This window comes from Pseudomonas germanica (assembly GCF_019614655.1).
GTDB lineage: Bacteria > Pseudomonadota > Gammaproteobacteria > Pseudomonadales > Pseudomonadaceae > Aquipseudomonas > Aquipseudomonas neuropathica.
Genome location: NZ_CP071586.1, coordinates 440,580 through 460,573 on the forward strand (window position 1 = coordinate 440,580; position 19,994 = coordinate 460,573).

Below are 19,994 nucleotides of genomic sequence, written 5' to 3' on the forward strand. Positions count from 1 at the left end.
CCCACGCAGAGCGTGGGAACGATCAAGCGTAATCGCGGACCAGTGTCCAAGCCTCTTCCATTGCCAGCGGTTGCTTCATTCGCTCGGCCAGCAGCGCCATCACCCGTTCCTTCTCGCAAGCGACTGCAGCGACCAGAATGCCGTTTCTGCCGAACAGACCAATAAATGGCGGATGTTCAGGCTCGCCGAGAAACTCCACTTCATCCCAGTGCTCAGCGTGGCCGAGGTAGTTGTAATTCTTGCCGAAGTGCCAGGTCCAGAAAAACGGCACGTCGAGGTAATGCTCCTCGCCACCCAGCATATTGGCAGCCGCGATTCGCGCATGCTGCTGGGCCAGGCGCCAGTGTTCGATGCGTTGCGGCTGGCCGTGAAGCGGGAAAGTAGCGATGTCGCCGATCGCCCACAGGCCGTCCGTAACGCGCATACCGTCATCGACGCGCAATGACTGATCTTTTTCCCTCGGCAGTGACGCGAAGGCCTCGGTGGCCGGGTGCACACCGATCCCGGCCAGTACCAGATCCGCCGAAAGACGCAGGCCATTGTCCAGCAATACGGCCTCGACTTTGCCATCGCCGATGATCTCGGTGGCTGCGTGTTCGGTGATGAACTTCACCCCGTTCTGTTCGTGCAGCGCGCGGATCGCCTTGCCCACGGCTTCACCGAATTGCGCAGCGAAGGGCATCGCGTGGCGAGCCAGTACCGTGACGTCGAGGCCATATTGGCGTAGGGCCGATGCGCATTCGAGGGCGATGAAGCTGTCGCCGATGATCACCGCGCGTTGCTCCGGTCTGGCTGAGCTCATGATCTGCTCTGCCTGAGTTTTTGAGCGTAAAACGAACACCTGAGGCAGGTCGGTGCCGGGTAACTTCAGCGAGTTGGGCTCACCGCCAGTGGCCAGCACCGCGGCGTCATAACTCAGCGTCTGGCCGTCGATAAGGTGCAAGGTTTTGTTCGGCGCGTCGATTGCGCTAATTTCGCCTTGTTGACGTTCAATGCGCTGCTCTTTATAGAAGTCATCTTCACGCAGCGGCGGTGTTTCTTGCGGGGTCATCTCCCCGGCTAGGACAAATTTGCTCAACACGGTACGGTCGTAACCGGCATCCGCCTCGCGATCGATCATCACAATCCGCCCACTGAAACCCTTTTCCCGCAACGCCGCCGCGCACGCTGTACCTGCCGCGCCGGCACCGACAATCACGAAAGTGCGCGAATCGTCCGCCGGCGGCGTATGCGGGTCGGGCAACGGCTGATCATCGACCCAAACCTCGTCGCCACGCAGTTCCAGCGGATAGCGCTTGAGGCTGTCGAGCGCCGGTGGCTCGCACAACGCGCCATCCTCCGCGCGAAACGCGGCCTTGTGCCACGGGCAGATCAGCCGTCCGTGACACAAAGCACCATCAGCCAACGGCGCGCCGGCATGTGGGCATTCGCCCTGAAAGGCACGTAACTGGCCGTTGGTGCGCAACAGCACAATCTTGCATTCGCCGATTTCAACCTGCAGGCCACGGTCTTCAGGGACATCGGCGAATCGGGCGACACGGTGCAGGGGCATGATCGGCTTCCTCGCGGGCATTTCTCTTGTGAGTTTGCGCGGTAGTGCGAGGTTCAGCCATTTGCCACTGCCACGGCACGAACGGTACAGCTATAGTTTGCAAGCCGACGACGGCCCCACTGCACAAGGTGCTCCCGGAATGACCCGATTGACCTCTCTCAACCCCTGGCTGGCGGCCCTCGCCGTCACCCTTTGCGTGCAGTTTCCGGCGCAGGCCCAGGAGCGTTTCACCCTGAGCATCCCGGGTGTTTCCGATAACCGCCTGTTCACCTCGGCAGCGGCCAGCGATGCGCCCGGTTGCGGCGGCAAGAACCAGTCGCCGGCCTTGAGCTGGAACGCCGGGCCTGCCGGCACCCAGAGTTACGCGATCGTCATGCACGACCCGGACGGCCAGAAAGGCCTGGGTGTCGATCACTGGATTCATTACGGCATCAAGTCCACTACACGGCAGATTGCAGCTGGCGTCGGTGCCAAGTCCGCGTTCGAAGGTGTCGGTGGCACCAACAGCAAGGGCAACACCCATTACATGGGGCCGTGCCCGCCAGTGGGCGACAGTGCGCACCATTACATCATCCAGATCTACGCACTGGATCTGGCGCCGGACGCCTTGCCCGCCGGTCTGACCCGCGCCGAGCTGATGGAAAAAATCAAAGGCCATGTGCTGCGCAACAGCAGTGCGGTGCGCCGTTATCACCGCTGAAAATATTTTTAGCGGCGTTTAACCCGAACTGAAAGGGCTGCCCGTCTCAGGGGATGAATGATCAAAATCATCCCGAGGTCAGCCCCCATGTCTCATTCTCTTTTGCGTCCTGTTGCGGTTGGTGTGCTGCTGGCGCTCGCCGGTTGCGGTGCTTCGTCCACACCCGATTCCGCTGCTGTGCCAGCGCCGGCGCAGCCTGAGGTGCTGGTTCAACAGGAAGCCGTGATGGCTGACAGCTCAATGGCCAAACGCGCGCTGTACAGGATGCCCAATGCGGGCAGCGCGCCGATGCCGTTGAGTGAAAGTTATCCACAGAGCTATCGCGACGAGCAGCGCGAGCAGTATCAGACGTTGGCCGATAACCCGATCCACAGCGTCGCCGAGACACCGGTTTCGACTTTCAGTGCCGACGTCGATACGGGCGCTTATGCCAACGTCCGCCGCTTGCTCAATCAGGGCCGACTGCCGCCGGAAGGCGCGGTGAGGCTGGAGGAACTGGTCAATTACTTCCCCTACGACTACGCGCTGCCCAGTGATGGCTCGCCCTTCGGCGTGACCACCGAACTGGCCGCTTCACCGTGGAACCCGCACACGCGCTTGCTGCGCATCGGCATCAAGGCCTCCGACCGCGCCGTGGCGGAACTGGCCCCGGCCAATCTGGTATTTCTGGTCGACGTGTCCGGCTCGATGGATCGCCGCGAAGGCCTGCCGATGGTCAAAAGCACGCTGAAATTGCTGGTCGATCAGTTGCGCGATCAGGATCGCGTTTCGTTGGTGGTGTATGCCGGCGAATCGAGAGTGGTGCTGGAGCCGACTTCTGGACGTGAAAAAGCGAAAATTCGTACAGCCATTGAGCAATTGACTGCGGGCGGTTCGACCGCCGGCGCTTCAGGCATCGAATTGGCCTACCAAATGGCACAGCAAGCCTTCATCCCCAAAGGCATCAACCGCATCCTCCTGGCCACTGATGGTGACTTCAATGTCGGCGTCAGTGACTTCGACAGCCTCAAACAAATGGCTGTGGATAAACGCACAACCGGGATTTCGCTGACGACCCTGGGTTTCGGTGTGGATAACTACAATGAACACTTGATGGAACAACTGGCCGACGCTGGCGATGGTAACTACGCCTATATCGACAACCTGCGCGAGGCACGCAAAGTATTGGTGGATCAGTTGAGTTCGACCCTCGCCGTGGTGGCGCAAAACGTCAAACTGCAGGTGGAATTCAACCCGGCGCAGGTCAGCGAATATCGCCTGCTCGGCTACGAGAACCGTGCGTTGAAGCGTGAGGATTTCAGCAATGACAAAGTCGATGCCGGCGAAATCGGCGCAGGACACACGGTGACCGCGCTGTACGAAATTGTTCCGGCGGGCGAGCAGGGCTGGCTGGAGCCGCTGCGTTACGGCAAATCCGACGCTGTTGTTTCGGCAAAGAGCGGAGAATTAGCAATGCTGCGTGTGCGTTATCAGCGTGCCGAAGGTGGGAAAAGTCTGCTGATCGAACGGCCCATCGCCAATCAGGTTGCAACCGCCAGCGAAGATCTGCGTTTTGCCGCCGCCGTGGCCGCGTTCTCCCAGCAGCTCAAAGACGGCCGTTATACCGGCGACTTCAGCTTGAAGGACACCGAGGCATTGGCCCGTGGCGCTCGCGGCGATGATCGCTTCGGTCTGCGCAACGAGTTCGTGCAACTGGTCGAACTGGCGCAGAGCTTGCGCAGCTCAACCGCATCGAACGCGTTGGCCACTGAACAACGGATCAAATAAGTGAGTCGTCTGAAAGGCTTCATCAGTCAGCTGTTTGCCTCGGCAGACAGCTCAACCGCCAGCAGCGATGAATCGTTGCTGGCGCGTTATCGCCAAGGCGACAGCGCGGCGTTCGAGATCTTGTACGCGCGCCATCGTCAGGGTTTGTACCGGTTTCTGCTCGGATTGAGCGGCAAACCGGAACTGGCCGACGAGGTGTTTCAGGAAACCTGGCTGAGCCTGATCCGCAGCAGCAGTCAGCCACAAGGGCTGGCGACATTTCGGACGTGGTTGTTCCAGATTGCCCGTAATCGCCTGATCGACCACTGGCGCAAACACGGCGCCCGGCAACCGTTGCACGACAGCTACGACGAGCAACATCACGCGGTCAGCGATGAAACCAACGATCCCGAACAACTGCTCAGCCTCAGTCGCGACAGCCAGCGCCTGGAAAGCGCCCTGCAAACCCTGCCCGCCGACCAGCGCGAGGTGTTCTTGCTGCGTGCCCACGGCGACCTCGACCTGGCACAAATCGCCAGCCTCACCGAAACACCGCTGGAAACCGTCAAAAGCCGCTTGCGCTATGCCCAGCAAAAACTGCGTCGGCTGCTGGCCGAGGAGGTACTGACATGACTGACGCCCGCCAGACACCGGAAGATTCGGTGATTAAACATGTTCGCGAACAGCACAACGCTGAACCGCCAGCGCATCTGGATGCGTTCATCCTCAACGCTGCGCAGCGTCAAACCCCTGCGCCGAAACCAAGCCTGTGGCAACGCTGGCTGGATGCTTGCCGTAAACCACGCTGGCAGGTTGCATTCGCCAGCCTCGTCGGCGTGGCATTGATGTTGTCACTGGTACAGCGCGCTCCTGAGCCGCTGCGTCATTACGACTACGCCCCAGCCCCCAAACTTGCCGTACCGATGACCGATACGAACTCAGCGCAACTGCACCGATTGTCCGCTCCGGCCGGCGCCATGCCGGCACCTGCGCCGATGATGGAAATGGCCGCACCGATGCAGGATCAAGCCATCAGCGCCGATGAAGCCAAATTCAGCAAACGCGCCGCCGCCCCGGCCAACGGCCTCGACGCACAACTGCGCGAAGTCCTGCGCCTACGCGAATCCGGCCAATCGCAAGCCGCCGACAGCCTGTTCAACAACCTGCACAAACGCTACCCGAACGCCGATCTCGACGCCCAACTCGAACAGTTGCAGAAAAAATGACCGCCTGAACCCCCAGCGATTTGGCATTGCCCCGCAAAAACGCGCACTATCGGGCTATTGCCAATGCGCTGGAGGACAACGTGGCAGCAAAAATTGACCGCATCGCCCAACTGCTCAACTGCCCGGAGAAGGGCGAAGAGATGCGGCGAGCGATTACCGAGACGCGTAAGGAATTTCTGCTGAATCAGCCGGAAGAAGATGTCGTTGATGAAGACGACGTTTTCGAAGAGGAGGTTGAGGAGGAAGAAGACGACGATGATTACGACGAGTTCGACTGGACGACGGAGTGACGTCGTTCAGGTGCCTTTGCATCGTCCACAAAAAAGCCCCGGACCATGACAGTCCGGGGCTTTCTCGTTAAATCAATGGTGCACCAGGCGGGATTCGAACCCACGACCCCTGCCTTCGGAGGGCAGTACTCTATCCAGCTGAGCTACTGGTGCAGCGGGCGACATCATACCTAGGTCGACTCGGGGCGTCCATGCCGGGTTTTGGCGGGTATTGTCAGTGCGCATGTCCGCGCAAATCGCGGTATTCCATAAAGCGGTAACGTCCTGCAAAACCCTCGCTTGGCGCTTTCGTGGGACTGTTCTATGGTTTTGCTGCGGCTGAGGCTTTAGGCTCGTTGATCTGAAAAATTCCACAAACGCGGCGTTTTTGTTCTTTTTTTCGAACGACCTATTGTCCTTTAACCCCTTTGATCCTACGATCCGTTTGAGATTTCAAACGCTCGTTGACCGGGCGTTGAAGCGCCGGTGTTTCGAATCGTGCACTGTCGATGCGCCACACCCGGTCACTGATTTCCCTGACGGCAGCCTTGCGAGGCGCCTTTCTACAATCATAATTTGCTCCGCGCAGGCCGCGGTGCTGTTAAGGAAAGCCGACATGCAGCTTAAAGACACCCTGTTGTTCCGCCAGCAAGCCTTCATTGATGGCGCTTGGGTCGATGCGGACAACGGTCAGACGATCAAGGTCAACAACCCGGCCACCGGCGAAATCCTCGGTACCGTGCCAAAAATGGGCGCTGCCGAAACCCGCCGTGCCATCGAAGCCGCAGACAAAGCGCTGCCGGCCTGGCGTGCCCTGACCGCCAAAGAGCGTGCCGGCAAGCTGCGTCGCTGGTTCGAGCTGATGATCGAGAACCAGGACGACCTCGCGCGTCTGATGACCCTCGAGCAGGGCAAGCCGCTGGCCGAAGCCAAGGGCGAAATCGTTTACGCCGCGTCGTTCATCGAGTGGTTTGCCGAAGAAGCCAAGCGCATCTACGGTGACGTGATTCCGGGCCACCAGCCAGACAAGCGCCTGATCGTGATCAAGCAGCCAATCGGCGTGACCGCGGCGATTACCCCGTGGAACTTCCCGGCGGCGATGATCACCCGCAAGGCCGGTCCAGCACTGGCTGCCGGTTGCACCATGGTGCTCAAGCCAGCTTCGCAAACTCCGTTTTCCGCTTTCGCGTTGGCCGAACTGGCCCAGCGCGCGGGCATTCCTGCGGGCGTGTTCAGCGTGGTCTCCGGCAGCGCCGGCGACATCGGCAGCGAGCTGACCAGCAACCCGATCGTGCGCAAACTGTCCTTCACCGGTTCGACCGAAATCGGTCGTCAACTGATGTCGGAATGCGCCAAGGACATCAAGAAAGTCTCGCTGGAACTGGGCGGCAACGCGCCGTTCATCGTGTTCGACGACGCGGACCTGGATAAGGCCGTTGAAGGCGCGATCATTTCCAAATACCGCAACAACGGCCAGACCTGCGTCTGCGCCAACCGTCTGTACATTCAGGATTCGGTCTACGACGCATTCGCCGAGAAGCTGAAAGTGGCTGTGGCGAAACTGAAGATCGGCAACGGTCTGGAAGACGGCACCACCACTGGCCCGCTGATCGACGAAAAAGCCGTGGCAAAGGTGCAAGAACACATCGCTGACGCTGTAGCCAAAGGCGCCACCGTGCTGGCTGGCGGCAAGGCGATGGAAGGCAACTTCTTCGAGCCGACCATCCTCACCAACGTGCCGAAAAATGCCGCCGTGGCCAAGGAAGAAACCTTCGGTCCACTGGCGCCGCTGTTCCGTTTCAAAGACGAAGCCGAAGTGATCGCGATGTCCAACGACACCGAGTTCGGCCTGGCCTCCTACTTCTACGCTCGCGACCTCGGTCGTGTGTTCCGTGTCGCGGAAGCGCTGGAATACGGCATGGTTGGCGTCAACACTGGGCTGATCTCCAACGAAGTCGCGCCATTTGGTGGCATCAAGGCCTCGGGCCTGGGCCGTGAAGGCTCCAAGTACGGCATCGAAGATTACCTGGAAATCAAATACCTCTGCCTGGGCATCTAAGCTCGGACAAGGATTGCTGCAAACGCAAAGGGCACGAGAGCGCTGTCCCTTTGCGTGGTTTCAAACCGGAATTTTCTCTGCGGCCAGGAACGCCGTGGCAGTCGATCATCGCATGCTGCCACCGTCGATTTCTCCCGCTTAATCCTTGAACCACGCCGCCCGATGAGCGGCGAATGAGGACTGTAATGAGCAAGACTAACGCTGAACTGATGGCCCGTCGTACCGCAGCTGTTCCACGTGGTGTCGGCCAGATTCACCCGATCTTCGCTGAGTCGGCGAAGAACGCCACCGTGACGGACGTTGAAGGTCGCGAATTCATCGACTTCGCCGGCGGCATCGCGGTACTGAACACCGGCCACGTGCACCCGAAAATCATCGCCGCCGTGACCGAACAGCTGAACAAGCTGACCCACACCTGCTTCCAGGTGCTGGCTTACGAGCCGTACGTTGAGCTGTGCGAGAAAATCAACGCCAAGGTGCCAGGTGATTTCGCCAAGAAAACCCTGCTGGTCACCACCGGTTCCGAAGCCGTTGAAAACGCCGTGAAAATCGCCCGTGCCGCCACTGGCCGCGCTGGCGTGATCGCCTTCACCGGCGCTTACCACGGTCGCACCATGATGACCCTGGGCCTGACCGGTAAAGTCGTGCCGTACTCGGCCGGCATGGGCCTGATGCCAGGCGGCATCTTCCGCGCGCTGTACCCGAACGAACTGCACGGCGTGAGCATCGATGATTCGATCGCTTCCATCGAACGCATCTTCAAGAACGACGCTGAGCCGAAAGACATCGCCGCGATCATCATCGAACCTGTGCAGGGTGAAGGGGGTTTCTACGTTGCGCCGAAAGAGTTCATGAAGCGTCTGCGTGCCCTGTGCGACCAGCACGGCATCCTGCTGATCGCTGACGAAGTACAGACTGGCGCTGGCCGTACTGGCACCTTCTTCGCCATGGAGCAGATGGGCGTTTCTGCCGACTTGACCACCTTCGCCAAATCCATCGCAGGCGGCTTCCCGCTGGCCGGTGTGTGCGGCAAGGCCGAATACATGGACGCCATCGCCCCGGGTGGCCTGGGCGGCACTTACGCCGGTAGCCCGATCGCTTGCGCCGCTGCGCTGGCGGTGATGGAAGTGTTCGAAGAAGAGCAACTGCTGGACCGCTGCAAGGCTGTCGGCGAGCGTCTGGTTACTGGCTTGAAAACTATCCAGGCCAAGTACCCGGTCATCGGCGAAGTCCGTGCTCTGGGCGCGATGATCGCGGTCGAGCTGTTCGAAAATGGCGACAGCCACAAGCCGAACGCCGCCGCTGTAGCGTCCGTTGTGGCCAAGGCGCGCGACAAGGGCCTGATCCTGCTGTCCTGCGGCACCTACGGCAACGTTCTGCGCGTCCTCGTACCGCTGACCTCGCCGGACGAGCAACTGGACAAAGGTCTGGCGATCATCGAAGAGTGCTTCTCGGAGCTGTAAGCCGCGCACTGTGTGATCGGATAGACAAAAAAACCCGCTTCGGCGGGTTTTTTTCGCCCCGTGAACATATCAATTGCTTTAGCGCTGTATCGAATGGCCAGCATTGGCTAAGGTTCAGGCATTGCAAGGGAGAGCGCGCATGACTGCCGTTGATTTACCCGCCGTACCCCGAGTGCTGATTGCCGAGGCCGATCCGTGGTCCCGGGACCTGCTCAAACAAGTGCTCCTGAACGTGCGTTGCGATGCGCGGATAGACTTGTGCGCCGACGGGCAGCAAGCCCTGTCATTGCTCAGTGAAGTGCCGTATGACCTGGCGATCGTTGATTGGGAGTTGCCCGGCATCGATGGTTTGAGCGTGCTGCGCAGCGTGCGCCAGCGCAAACGCAACCCGCCGTTGCCGTTCATCCTGATGAGCAGCCGTAACGACAGCGCCAGCGTGCGCGAAGCGATTCCGTTGGCACCGACGGCCTATCTGACCAAACCACTGAACATGGAAAGCCTGACCGAGCGTTTGCAGGGTTTGCTGCTGAATGCCGGTGAAGAGGTTTTCTGTGACGTACCGGCATTGGCGCCGGGCATGACCTTGTCGGTGTTTCTCGAGCGACGTCGTGAGCAGGCTGACGGTGCGCCGTTGATGACCGATGTGCAGGTGGCGGTGAAGCGCAGCCTCAACCCCAATGGCCTCGATCTGAAGCTGTTGGAAGATGAGATCAAGACCGACCCACAAATCACGGCGGTGCTGATCGCTGCGGCCAACAGCGCGGCGCAGCACCATGGCGCGCCGGTGCAGACACTGGCGCAAGCCCTGCATCGGTTGGGCACCGGGCAGAGCATGAACCTGATTCTGGGGCTGGCACTCAAGCGCAGCGCAAGGCTCAGTGATCCGTGTCTGGCGGACTATGCCGAACGTTACTGGGGGTTGTCGCTGCACACCGCTGAATATGCGCGCACCCTCGCGCGGCTGCTCGATCTCGATCAGGAGCGCTGTTACTGCGCGGGTATGCTGCATCGCTTGGGCGATCTGGCGTTGCTGCGTTGTCTGCAGGAATGGCAGCAGGCGGGTGGTGAGCTGGATGAACTGGAGGAAGTCGGCGAGGCGTTGGCCGAGTTTGGCGCGGCTTATGGTTCGGCGTTGCGTACCCGATGGCGATTGCCGCTGGAATTGCGGGAGCTGATTGCGTCGGTCTACCAACTCGGCGGCGGGGTGTATTCCCGTGAGGCGCTGGTGATGAACATGGCGGCGCAGATGGCCCGCTTGACCGAGCATGAGGGCGTTGAGGAGTTGGCGAAGAGCCGCACGGCGCGGTTGCTGAAGATCGGGCTACCGGAGTTGATGCGGATGCGCAAATAACCTGACTCACCCAATTCCAATGTAGGAGTGAGCCTGCTCGCGATAGCGGTATGTCAGTCAATTCTGTGTGTCCGACACACCGCTATCGCGAGCAGGCTCACTCCTACAATGGATCTCTGTGTAGCTGAGATACGGGTCAAGCAGAAATGATGCGGTTCTTGCCCTGTCGCTTGGCCTCATACATCGCCGCATCCGCGCGGGCGAACAGGCTGTCGAGGCTGTCGTCTGTCTCGTTCAGACTGGTCAACCCCTGGCTGACGGTGATACCGAACGTCTGGCCATCATGGCTGAAACTCAACTGCTGAATCTCCTGCTGCAGCCGTTCCGCCACTTGCATGGCCATGTCTGGCGCACAACCGGGAAATACCGCTGCAAACTCTTCGCCGCCAATCCGCCCGAACAGATCCCCTCGACGTAATGACCCGCGCCCGCACTCGGCAATCCGCTGCAACACGTTGTCGCCTTCGGGATGACCGTAGGTGTCGTTGATCATTTTGAAGTCATCGATATCCAGCAGCAGAAAGGCCATTTGTGCGCCCTGTACACGCGCTACTTCGAACTCGCGATTGGCGCACTCGAAGAAGTGCCGGCGATTGCTGCTTTGTGTCAGCACGTCGGTAGCCGCCAAACGGTGCAGCTCGGTTTCCATCTGCTTCTTGTCGGTGATGTCCTCGGCGATGCCGACGATGATTACCGGCTGACCGGGCTCGTCCTGACGATTGATGAAGCATTTGTCGCTGAGCCAGCGCACCTGGCCGTCGGCGGCAATAATCCGGTATTCGCGATCTTCCACCGCGCCTTTGTGCAGGACTTCGGCAAGGCTGCGTTCGGCGTATTCCAGGTCGTCGGGGTAGATGCTGTCGCGCCACTGGTTGTAGTCGGCGAGTAGCAGGCCTGCAGAGCGGCCGAAAATCCGTTCGTAGGCGGGGCTGACGTACAGCATCTGCCGGGTTTCCCAGTTGAAGGCCCAGAGCACGGCGTTGACGCTGACCAGCAAGGAGCTGAACAGCTGTTCGCGTTCGCTCAAGCGGGCGACCTCGCCTTGGGCGTGCATCAACGCCATCAGGGTTTGCGCGGCCTCGGGCCACTGCGGGAAGGATGAGTCTTTTTGATTGTTGTTGACCATCGGCACAGATCTCAAAGGACGTGCCGCAATTCGACAACGGCCACAGTACAGCCCGCCGGGATGGCGAAGTGTCTTTGAGATAGGCGATTTTTAGCGAAGTTCCGAAGGGTGCACCCGGGAGCCGGGTGCACCGATCAACGGTCTCAGACCGCTGCAGGACGCAACGAGTAGGTTTTCAACTGATCAGCAAATTCGCGCAGGGACTGGATGCCGCTGGCTTCTGCCTCGTGAATCCACTCTTTGATGGCCGCGAGCATGTCGTGGCCATTTGCGCTGGTCTTGACCCAGATCTGCTGCAGTGCCAAGCGTTTTTCGTAAATTACCTTCAATGCCTGGCTGTGCTCGAGCATGGTCTGGATGCGCAAGTGATGGCGATCTTCCAGCAGGCTAGTCTCCCGCGACAACAAACGCTTGGCGCGGTGGAACTGGTGGCGCACCGAATGATCGACCTTGGCCAGCTCTTGCTTGACCAGCGGGCCGATCACCAATTTGCGGTACTGGGCCATGATCTGAAAGCGGTTGTTGAGGATGGCCATGGCGGTGTCCATGTCCAGATTGCCCTTGCCTTCAACGCGGTGGGCGATCGGCGCCACGCGCTGAACCTTGGCCAGACGCAGGAAGCAGAAGACTTTGATCCACGCCCAACCGAGGTCGAACTCCCACTTCTTCACCGATAGCTTGGCCGAGTTAGGGTAGGTGTGATGGTTGTTGTGCAGTTCTTCGCCGCCGATCAGGATGCCCCAAGGCACCAGATTGGTCGCCGCATCGCGGCATTCGAAGTTGCGATAGCCGACGGCATGGCCCAGGCCATTGATCACGCCAGCGGCCCACACCGGGATCCACATCATTTGGATCGCCCAGATGGTGATGCCGATGGTGCCGAACAGCAGCAGGTCGATAACGCCCATGATCGCCACGCCCAACAGCGGGTAGCGGCTGTAGACGTTGCGTTCGATCCAGTCTTCGGGGCAGTTCTTGCCGTAGATGCGCAGGGTTTCCGGGTTCTGCGCTTCGGCACGATACAGCTCGGCGCCGGTGCGAAGTACGGTGGAAAGGCCTTTGATGACCGGGCTGTGCGGGTCATCTTCGGTTTCGCACTTGGCGTGATGCTTACGGTGGATGGCGGTCCACTCGCGGGTGTTCTGCGCCGTGGTCAGCCAAAGCCAGAAACGGAAAAAGTGCTTCAGGCCAGCATTCAGCTCCAGCGAGCGATGGGCCGAGTAACGGTGCAGATAGACCGTGACGGCAACAATCGTCACGTGGGTCATCAGCAGGGTGACCGCGACCAGAGACCAGGCCGACAAGCCAAGAAAACCTTCGTACCACATAGGCTATAGGGCCCTCGATAAAGATAAAAACAGCCGTTGCATTATCACCAAGCACACAGATAAAACCAGTCGCCCTTTCAGATAAGAGTCGCTGGATGTTTCTTGACCTATAATTCCAACCTTTTTGTAGGGACATGGACAGCCGAATGCGTGCCACTTACCGCGATGCTTTGCGTGCAGCGCTGCTCTATCTCGTGCTTGCCGCTGTCTGGCTGCAAGGTACTGATCATTTATTAAACAATTTCTTCGATAACTCCGTCGATCTTGCCCGATGGCAACTGATCAACGGTTACGTTTTAGCGGCGTTCAGCGCCGGGCTGATTTTCCTGGCGCGGGCGCGCTTGTGCGAGTTTCTCGGAATCGGTGCGCGGTTGCGCGAGCGCCACGCCGATCGCGAACGCCTGCGTCAAGCGGCGGCCGTCTTCGATTGCACCCGCGAAGGGGTGTTGGTCAGCAACCACCAAGGGTTGATCGTGCACGTCAATCGCGCGTTCATCGAGATCACCGGTTATCAGCGTGAAGAAGTCCTCGGGCAGCAGCCGAGCCTGTTCAAGTCCGGCCATCATCCGCCGGGTTTCTACCAAGCGATGTTCGCCACCCTGGAGTCGCAGGGCGAGTGGAGCGGCGAGATCTGGAACCGGCGTAAAAGCGGCGAGATTTATCCACAGTGGCAAACCATCCGGGTCATTCACGATGATCAGGGCCGGCTCAGCCATTACGTTGCGGTGTTTTCCGATATCAGCGCCATCAAGGATTCCGAGCATGAACTCAAACACTTGGCGCACCACGATCCACTGACCGATCTGCCCAATCGCCTGCTGTTCAGCGACCGCGCCGAACAGGCGCTGGCTTCGGCGCAGATCCACAAGCGCGGCTGCGCGTTACTGATGCTTGATCTCGATCATTTCAAAATGATCAACGACAGCCTTGGCCATAACGTCGGCGATCGCTTGCTCAAGGCAGTAGCGGCGCGCCTGCAAGAACTGTTTGGCCCCGGTATTACCCTGGCGCGCCTGGGCGGCGACGAGTTCGCGGTGTTGGCAGAGAGTTGTCCACAGCCGGTGCAGGCAGCGGCGCTGGCGCAACGGATTCTCGATGCGCTGAAGGAGCCGTTCAGCATTGATGGCAATCAGTTGTTCATCAACGCCAGTCTCGGCATCAGCCTGTTCCCCAGCGACGCGCTAAGCGCCGAGCAACTGTTGCGCAATGCCGATGCGGCGCTGTTCAAGGCCAAGAGCAGCGGCCGCAACGGTTATGCCTTGTACACCGAAGAACTGACCGCCCACGCCCAGCAACGTGTGGAGATCGCATTCGAGCTGCGCCGGGCGCTGGAGCAGCAGGAACTGCGGGTTTACTACCAACCGGTGCATGACTTGAAAACCAGTCGCTTGATTGGCGTTGAAGCGCTGGTCCGCTGGCAGCATCCGTTGCGTGGTCTGGTGTCGCCGGCGGAGTTCATCCCGATTGCCGAGCGCACCGGGCTGATCGCCGAAATTGACGCGTGGGTTATGCAGCAGGCGTGTCGACAGATGTGCCAGTGGCAGCAGGCCGGGATCGTGCTGTCGTTTGTCGCGGTGAATGTTTCGTCACGATTGTTCGCCCGGCGCGAGTTGTACCAGCAGGTGGCGCAGGTGCTGCACGACACCGGACTGGATCCGGCATATCTGGAGCTGGAAGTCACTGAAAGCGCAGTGATGGATGATCCGGAAGTGGCGCTGGAGCAGATGCACCGTTTGCGCGAGTTGGGTATTCGCCTGGCCATTGATGATTTCGGCACGGGTTACTCGTCACTGCTGCGACTCAAGCGCTTGCCGGTGCAGAAGCTGAAGATCGATCAGGGATTCGTTGCCGGGTTGCCGTGGGATGAGGATGACGTGGCGATTGTCCGGGTGATCATCGCGCTGGCCCGAAGCATGGGCATGCAGGTGCATGCCGAGGGCATCGAGCAGGTTGAGCAGGCGGCGTTTCTGCTTGAGCAGGAGTGTGATCTGGGGCAGGGCTATTGGTTTGGGCGACCGGCTCCGGCGCACGAGATAGATTGGGTGAGAACTCCGGTGATTAGCTAAGACAGGGGCAAACTTGTTCCTGCGCTCAGCAAAGGGGCGCTCTGCGTCTGCCCAAAATCGCAGCGCAGAGCGCCGCCGGCTGCATTCCTTTGCTGCGCGTGGGAACGATCAGTTTTTCAGTTATATAAACATTCTTAAATAGTCTTTTTAAGAATATCCGCGCCTCTCTTATATTGCTCCCACGCCGAACGCAGTGCCGCCCACTGCCAGGCAAATCCCATTCAAAGGAGCAGCACCATGAGCGCATCCCTTCGCAGCGTTGACGGTCAGGACGAAACCACCATCTTGCGTGAAATCCAGAGCGCCCTGCGCGATCTGCGTTTCGGCGCGGTGGAGATCACTGTGCACAACGCCCAGGTTGTACAGATCGAACGCAAAGAGAAATTCCGTTTGCAGCAACCGGGCAAACAACCGGGCTAAAAGATCGCAGCCTGCGGCAGCTCCTACAGGGGGCTGTGCGTAGGAGCTGTCGAAGGCTGCGATCTTTGAACCGACAACACGATTCCCGAAATACATAAGAAAAAGCCACCACCCAGAATTCCAGGAGCTTTCACCATGTCGTCGATTCGCCGTTACGCTTTGGCCGCCCTGGCCAGTGCTGTGTTTGCCGGTTCCGCCGTTGCCAAGGATTACGAACTGCTCAACGTGTCGTATGACCCGACGCGCGAGCTGTATCAGGACTACAACGCTGAATTCATCAAGTTCTGGCAGAAAGATCACGCCGGCGACACCGTGAAAATCCAGCAATCCCACGGTGGTTCGGGCAAGCAGGGCCGTGCGGTGATCGACGGTCTGCGCGCTGACGTCGTGACCCTGGCCTTGGCTGGCGACATCGACGAAATCGCCAAACTCGGCAAGACCCTGCCCGCCGACTGGCAGAAGCGTCTGCCGGAAGCGAGCACGCCGTACACCTCGACCATCGTCTTCCTGGTGCGCAAGGGCAACCCGAAAGGCATCAAGGACTGGGGCGATCTGGTCAAGAACGACGTCTCGGTGATCACCCCGAACCCGAAAACCTCCGGCGGCGCCCGCTGGAACTTCCTCGCCGCCTGGGCCTACGGCCTGAAAGCCAACGGCGGTGACGAAGCCAAAGCCAAAGAATACGTACAGACCCTGTTCAAGCACGTGCCGATTCTCGACACCGGTGCACGCGGTTCGACCATCACCTTCGTCAACAACGGTCAGGGTGACGTGTTGCTGGCCTGGGAAAACGAAGCATTCCTGGCGCTGAAAGAAGATGGCGGCGCTGACAAGTTCGACATCGTCGTGCCTTCGCTGTCGATCCTCGCCGAGCCGCCAGTGGCCGTGGTCGACAAGAACGCCGAGAAGAAAGGCAACGAGCAGATCGCCGAAGCTTATCTGAAGCACCTGTACAGCCCGGCCGGCCAGGAAATTGCCGCGAAGAACTTCTACCGTCCGCGTGATAAGGACGTGGCTGCCAAGTACGCTCAGCAGTTCCCGAAACTGGAACTGGTGACCATCGACAAGGACTTCGGCGGCTGGAAAACCGCGCAGCCGAAATTCTTCAACGACGGTGGCGTGTTCGACCAGATTTATCAGGCGCAGTAATCTGACCCACAACGAGCCTACTGTTTAGGCACACCACATGTGGGAGCGACGGTGCGACGATTCGACCTGCTCGCGAAGGCTGTATTTCAGGCGACAGGGATGTTGACTGATACTCCCTCTTCGCGAGCAGGTCGAATCGTCGCACCGTCGCTCCCACATTGATGCGTTTTTAACCAAGGACTTTTATGTCGCGTCGTATCTCCCCCGTCATACCCGGCTTCGGGCTGACGCTGGGCTACACCTTGGTGTACCTCAGCCTGATTGTGCTTATCCCGCTGGCGGCGATGTTCGTCCACGCCGCGCAACTCACCTGGGATCAGTTCTGGACGATCATCTCCGCACCACGGGTGCTGGCCGCGTTGAAGCTGAGCTTCGGCACCGCGCTGTGTGCCGCGATCATCAACGGCATCATCGGTACGTTGCTGGCGTGGGTGCTGGTGCGCTACACCTTCCCGGGGCGCAAGGTGATCGACGCGATGATCGATCTGCCGTTCGCCCTGCCGACAGCGGTGGCCGGTATCGCGCTGACCGCGCTGTATGCGCCGGCCGGTCTGGTCGGGCAATTCGCCGCTGACCTCGGTTTCAAGATTGCCTATACCCCGCTGGGTATCACGTTGGCGCTGACCTTCGTCACTCTGCCGTTTGTGGTGCGTACCGTGCAGCCGGTGCTGGCCGACATTCCCCGTGAAGTCGAGGAAGCCGCCGCGTGCCTCGGTGCTAAACCCTTGCAGGTGTTCCGCCACATCCTCGTTCCCGCATTGTTGCCCGCTTGGCTGACCGGTTTTGCCCTGGCCTTCGCCCGTGGCGTCGGTGAGTACGGTTCGGTGATTTTCATCGCCGGCAACATGCCGATGAAAACCGAGATCCTGCCGCTGCTGATCATGGTCAAACTCGACCAATACGATTACACCGGCGCTACCGCCATCGGCGTGCTGATGCTGGTGGTTTCCTTCGTCCTGTTGCTGCTGATCAACTTGCTGCAGCGGCGCATCGAAACCCCATAAGGAGGCGCGAACCATGTCCCAATCGTCTATTGCGGCCGCCTCTTCGGCCAACGCTGCACGCCGTGGCAGTGCCACTTCGCGCAGAATCCTGATCGGCCTTGGCTGGCTGGTCTTTTTCCTGTTTCTGTTGCTGCCGTTATTCATCGTGGTATCGCAGGGTTTGAAGAATGGCCTCGGCGCATTTTTCACCGCGATCTTTGAGCCGGATGCGCTTTCGGCGCTGAAACTCACCGTATTCGCCGTGCTGATTTCGGTACCGCTGAACCTGGTGTTCGGGGTCAGCGCCGCGTGGTGCGTGAGTAAATACTCGTTCCGCGGCAAGAGCATGCTGGTGACCCTGATCGACCTGCCGTTCTCGGTATCGCCGGTAATCGCCGGTCTGGTCTACGTGCTGATGTTCGGCGCACAAGGCTTGTTCGGGCCGTGGCTGCAGGATCACGACATCCAGATCGTCTTCGCCCTGCCGGGCATCGTACTGGCGACGATTTTCGTCACCGTGCCGTTCGTCGCTCGTGAGCTGATTCCACTGATGCAGGAACAAGGCACGCAGGAAGAGGAGGCCGCGCGTCTGCTAGGTGCCAATGGCTGGCAGATGTTCTGGCATGTCACTGTGCCGAACATCAAGTGGGGCCTGATCTATGGCGTGGTGCTATGTACCGCGCGGGCCATGGGTGAATTCGGTGCGGTGTCGGTGGTCTCCGGGCACATTCGCGGGGTGACCAACACCTTGCCGCTGCACGTCGAGATCCTCTACAACGAATACAACCACGTGGCCGCGTTCGCCGTGGCGAGCCTGTTGCTGATCCTGGCGCTCTTCATCCTGCTGCTCAAGCAGTGGAGCGAAAACCGTATCAACCGCCTGCGCGCCAGCGCCGCGGAGGAATAATTCATGTCGATCGAAGTGCGTAACGTCAGCAAGAATTTCAATGCGTTCAAGGCGCTGGACAACATCAGCCTGGACATCCACAGCGGTGAACTGGTCGCATTGCTCGGCCCGTCGGGCTGCGGCAAAACCACGTTGCTGCGGATTATCGCCGGCTTGGAAACCCCGGATAACGGCAACATTGTCTTCCACGGCGAAGACGTCTCCGGCCACGACGTGCGTGATCGCAACGTCGGTTTCGTGTTCCAGCACTACGCCTTGTTCCGCCACATGACCGTGTTCGATAACGTCGCGTTCGGTTTGCGCATGAAACCGAAAAACCAGCGTCCGAACGAAAGCCAGATCGCGGTCAAGGTGCATGAGCTGCTGAACATGGTGCAGCTGGACTGGCTGTCGGATCGTTATCCGGAGCAGTTGTCCGGCGGTCAGCGTCAGCGTATTGCTTTGGCCCGCGCACTGGCGGTGGAGCCGAAAGTGCTGCTGCTGGATGAGCCGTTCGGCGCCCTCGATGCCAAGGTGCGTAAGGAGCTGCGTCGCTGGCTCGCCCGCCTGCACGAAGACATCAACCTGACCTCGGTATTCGTGACCCACGACCAGGAAGAAGCGATGGAAGTCGCTGACCGCATCGTGGTGATGAACAAGGGTGTGATCGAGCAGATCGGCTCACCGGGCGACGTCTACGAAAACCCGGCCAGCGATTTCGTTTATCACTTCCTCGGCGATTCGAACCGCTTGCTGTTGAGCGACGACAACCACGTGCTGTTCCGCCCGCATGAGGTGTCGCTGTCCAAACATGAGCTGGAAGATCACCACGCTGCTGAGGTGCGTGACATTCGGCCGTTGGGCGCGACCACGCGGGTGACGCTTAAGGTCGAAGGGCAGACGGATCTGATCGAGGCCGAAGTGGTGAAAGACCACGACAGCCTGATCGGCTTGGCCAAGGGTGAAACTCTGTTCTTCAAGCCGAAGGTCTGGCAGAAAGTCGCCAGCCTCTAACTGATCGTTCCCACGCTCTGCGTGGGAATGCATCCCGTGACGCTCCGCGTCACAGTGGACGCGGAGCGTCCATGGCGGCGTTCCCACGCAGAGCGTGGGAACGAGCAGGGTTGAAGTCTAGATTGCCGCACGATTCGGATTAACTCGTACCACCCCCGCCCGCGCCTCGATCTGCTCTTTCAATTCATGCCGCATGCCGAGCATGAACGCCACCTCGGCCACGACAAACAACGGCCCGACAATCAGCCCCGAGACATCATCGACAAACGCCGGTTTGCGCCCTTCATAGTGATGCCCGACAAACTGGATCACCCAGCCGACCACAAACATCGCCAGACCACTGCTCAGCCAGACCAGGGTGCTCTGCTGCGCCAGCACATGCCCGGCCCAGACTGACAGCCCCATCAGCAGCGTCATCAGCACCCCGAACTTCACCTCCAGACGCAGATAAAACCACGCCGAGGCCAGCGCCACGACAACGGCTGGAGATATCCACAAGCCGCCCAGCGACCATTCTGGCCGCGACAACAAAACCGCCACCGCCACCACGATCAGCGGAATGCCGATAAAGTGGCTGGCGATATTGCGCGGATCACGGTGGTAGGCGGCGTATTGACTCAGATGGTCGACGAGGCTTTTCATTGTTGTTCCTCCGG

General features: G+C 59.7%; 18 protein-coding genes and 1 tRNA gene. 14 read left to right on the plus strand and 5 right to left on the minus strand.

All coding sequences use genetic code 11. The features are described from left to right. Positions 1-22: 22 nt before the first annotated feature. Positions 23-1,552, minus strand: a complete 1,530-nt coding sequence (locus J0G10_RS01915; RefSeq protein ID WP_220557277.1) for an FAD-dependent oxidoreductase — start codon at positions 1,550-1,552, stop codon at positions 23-25. Positions 1,553-1,691: 139 nt separating this feature from the next. On the opposite strand from J0G10_RS01915, the gene J0G10_RS01920 reads away from it, so the two are divergent. The 5 genes from J0G10_RS01920 to J0G10_RS01940 all read left to right on the plus strand — a co-directional run bounded on the left by J0G10_RS01920 (position 1,692) and on the right by J0G10_RS01940 (position 5,514). Next, positions 1,692-2,252: a YbhB/YbcL family Raf kinase inhibitor-like protein gene (locus J0G10_RS01920; RefSeq protein ID WP_095047045.1), complete on the plus strand. Its 561-nt coding sequence runs from the start codon at positions 1,692-1,694 to the stop codon at positions 2,250-2,252. Positions 2,253-2,339: 87 nt separating this feature from the next. After that, complete coding sequence (locus J0G10_RS01925) at positions 2,340-4,019, plus strand: vWA domain-containing protein (protein WP_220557278.1); 1,680 nt, start codon at positions 2,340-2,342, stop codon at positions 4,017-4,019. A gap of 30 nt (positions 4,020-4,049) precedes the next feature. Further along, complete coding sequence (locus J0G10_RS01930; RefSeq protein WP_220558824.1) at positions 4,050-4,631, plus strand: RNA polymerase sigma factor; 582 nt, start codon at positions 4,050-4,052, stop codon at positions 4,629-4,631. Continuing rightward, a complete protein-coding gene (locus J0G10_RS01935; RefSeq protein ID WP_095047048.1) occupies positions 4,628-5,224 on the plus strand; it encodes a hypothetical protein in 597 nt (198 codons plus the stop codon). Before J0G10_RS01930 ends, J0G10_RS01935 begins: the two co-directional genes overlap by 4 nt. A gap of 20 nt (positions 5,225-5,244) precedes the next feature. Further along, complete coding sequence (locus J0G10_RS01940; protein ID WP_245398013.1) at positions 5,245-5,514, plus strand: hypothetical protein; 270 nt, start codon at positions 5,245-5,247, stop codon at positions 5,512-5,514. A 76-nt stretch (positions 5,515-5,590) separates the two neighbouring features. Here J0G10_RS01940 and J0G10_RS01945 read toward each other — a convergent pair. Continuing rightward, positions 5,591-5,667: transfer RNA gene (locus tag J0G10_RS01945), tRNA-Arg, on the minus strand. 442 nt (positions 5,668-6,109) lie between these two features. On the opposite strand from J0G10_RS01945, the gene gabD reads away from it, so the two are divergent. The 3 genes from gabD (at position 6,110) to J0G10_RS01960 (ending at position 10,366) form a co-directional block, all read left to right on the plus strand. Beyond that, positions 6,110-7,552, plus strand: a complete 1,443-nt coding sequence (gene gabD, locus J0G10_RS01950; RefSeq protein ID WP_007917688.1) for an NADP-dependent succinate-semialdehyde dehydrogenase — start codon at positions 6,110-6,112, stop codon at positions 7,550-7,552. A gap of 185 nt (positions 7,553-7,737) precedes the next feature. Continuing rightward, positions 7,738-9,015 carry a 4-aminobutyrate--2-oxoglutarate transaminase gene (gene gabT / locus J0G10_RS01955; RefSeq protein WP_220557279.1) on the plus strand — a complete coding sequence of 426 codons (1,278 nt, stop codon included), beginning with the start codon at positions 7,738-7,740 and terminating at the stop codon, positions 9,013-9,015. A gap of 139 nt (positions 9,016-9,154) precedes the next feature. Continuing rightward, on the plus strand, positions 9,155-10,366 hold the full coding sequence (locus J0G10_RS01960; RefSeq protein ID WP_095047050.1) for a response regulator: 1,212 nt from the start codon (positions 9,155-9,157) through the stop codon (positions 10,364-10,366). A gap of 136 nt (positions 10,367-10,502) precedes the next feature. On the opposite strand, the gene J0G10_RS01965 is transcribed toward J0G10_RS01960, so the two are convergent. Both J0G10_RS01965 and desA read right to left on the minus strand, forming a co-directional pair. Next, positions 10,503-11,492, minus strand: a complete 990-nt coding sequence (locus tag J0G10_RS01965) for a GGDEF domain-containing protein (protein ID WP_220557280.1) — start codon at positions 11,490-11,492, stop codon at positions 10,503-10,505. Between the two features lie 143 nt (positions 11,493-11,635). Next, positions 11,636-12,820 (minus strand): delta-9 fatty acid desaturase DesA, encoded by a 1,185-nt coding sequence (gene desA, locus J0G10_RS01970; protein ID WP_034151820.1) that lies wholly within the window; start codon positions 12,818-12,820, stop codon positions 11,636-11,638. 146 nt (positions 12,821-12,966) lie between these two features. On the opposite strand from desA, the gene dibA reads away from it, so the two are divergent. The 6 genes from dibA (at position 12,967) to J0G10_RS02000 (ending at position 19,338) form a co-directional block, all read left to right on the plus strand. Then, the gene (dibA, locus tag J0G10_RS01975) at positions 12,967-14,886 is read left to right on the plus strand and encodes a phosphodiesterase DibA (protein ID WP_095047052.1); all 1,920 of its coding nucleotides are present in this window, start codon (positions 12,967-12,969) and stop codon (positions 14,884-14,886) included. Positions 14,887-15,123: 237 nt separating this feature from the next. Next, positions 15,124-15,306, plus strand: a complete 183-nt coding sequence (gene oscA, locus J0G10_RS01980; RefSeq protein WP_034151822.1) for a sulfur starvation response protein OscA — start codon at positions 15,124-15,126, stop codon at positions 15,304-15,306. A 135-nt stretch (positions 15,307-15,441) separates the two neighbouring features. Continuing rightward, positions 15,442-16,455, plus strand: coding sequence for a sulfate ABC transporter substrate-binding protein (locus J0G10_RS01985; protein ID WP_034151823.1), 1,014 nt, complete (start codon positions 15,442-15,444; stop codon positions 16,453-16,455). 185 nt (positions 16,456-16,640) lie between these two features. Next, the gene (gene cysT / locus J0G10_RS01990; RefSeq protein ID WP_038367238.1) at positions 16,641-17,459 is read left to right on the plus strand and encodes a sulfate ABC transporter permease subunit CysT; all 819 of its coding nucleotides are present in this window, start codon (positions 16,641-16,643) and stop codon (positions 17,457-17,459) included. A gap of 13 nt (positions 17,460-17,472) precedes the next feature. Then, positions 17,473-18,345, plus strand: a complete 873-nt coding sequence (gene cysW, locus J0G10_RS01995; protein ID WP_038367233.1) for a sulfate ABC transporter permease subunit CysW — start codon at positions 17,473-17,475, stop codon at positions 18,343-18,345. 3 nt (positions 18,346-18,348) lie between these two features. Beyond that, positions 18,349-19,338, plus strand: a complete 990-nt coding sequence (locus J0G10_RS02000) for a sulfate/molybdate ABC transporter ATP-binding protein (RefSeq protein ID WP_034151825.1) — start codon at positions 18,349-18,351, stop codon at positions 19,336-19,338. Between the two features lie 117 nt (positions 19,339-19,455). On the opposite strand, the gene J0G10_RS02005 is transcribed toward J0G10_RS02000, so the two are convergent. Then, a complete protein-coding gene (locus tag J0G10_RS02005) occupies positions 19,456-19,980 on the minus strand; it encodes an Mpo1 family 2-hydroxy fatty acid dioxygenase (protein WP_220557281.1) in 525 nt (174 codons plus the stop codon). Between the last annotated feature and the right edge of the window lie 14 nt (positions 19,981-19,994).

Bases quoted from the DNA above. Each gene is read 5' to 3' on its own strand.
- J0G10_RS01965 (WP_220557280.1), bottom strand. From the start codon at position 11,492: ATGGTCAACAACAATCAAAAAGACTCATCCTTCCCGCAGTGGCCCGAG.
- J0G10_RS02005 (WP_220557281.1), bottom strand. From the start codon at position 19,980: ATGAAAAGCCTCGTCGACCATCTGAGTCAATACGCCGCCTACCACCGT.
- J0G10_RS02000 (WP_034151825.1), top strand. From the start codon at position 18,349: ATGTCGATCGAAGTGCGTAACGTCAGCAAGAATTTCAATGCGTTCAAG.
- oscA (WP_034151822.1), top strand. From the start codon at position 15,124: ATGAGCGCATCCCTTCGCAGCGTTGACGGTCAGGACGAAACCACCATC.
- J0G10_RS01935 (WP_095047048.1), top strand. From the start codon at position 4,628: ATGACTGACGCCCGCCAGACACCGGAAGATTCGGTGATTAAACATGTT.
- J0G10_RS01985 (WP_034151823.1), top strand. From the start codon at position 15,442: ATGTCGTCGATTCGCCGTTACGCTTTGGCCGCCCTGGCCAGTGCTGTG.
- desA (WP_034151820.1), bottom strand. From the start codon at position 12,820: ATGTGGTACGAAGGTTTTCTTGGCTTGTCGGCCTGGTCTCTGGTCGCG.
- J0G10_RS01925 (WP_220557278.1), top strand. From the start codon at position 2,340: ATGTCTCATTCTCTTTTGCGTCCTGTTGCGGTTGGTGTGCTGCTGGCG.
- J0G10_RS01960 (WP_095047050.1), top strand. From the start codon at position 9,155: ATGACTGCCGTTGATTTACCCGCCGTACCCCGAGTGCTGATTGCCGAG.
- J0G10_RS01920 (WP_095047045.1), top strand. From the start codon at position 1,692: ATGACCCGATTGACCTCTCTCAACCCCTGGCTGGCGGCCCTCGCCGTC.
- J0G10_RS01915 (WP_220557277.1), bottom strand. From the start codon at position 1,552: ATGCCCCTGCACCGTGTCGCCCGATTCGCCGATGTCCCTGAAGACCGT.
- cysT (WP_038367238.1), top strand. From the start codon at position 16,641: ATGTCGCGTCGTATCTCCCCCGTCATACCCGGCTTCGGGCTGACGCTG.
- cysW (WP_038367233.1), top strand. From the start codon at position 17,473: ATGTCCCAATCGTCTATTGCGGCCGCCTCTTCGGCCAACGCTGCACGC.
- gabT (WP_220557279.1), top strand. From the start codon at position 7,738: ATGAGCAAGACTAACGCTGAACTGATGGCCCGTCGTACCGCAGCTGTT.
- gabD (WP_007917688.1), top strand. From the start codon at position 6,110: ATGCAGCTTAAAGACACCCTGTTGTTCCGCCAGCAAGCCTTCATTGAT.
- dibA (WP_095047052.1), top strand. From the start codon at position 12,967: ATGCGTGCCACTTACCGCGATGCTTTGCGTGCAGCGCTGCTCTATCTC.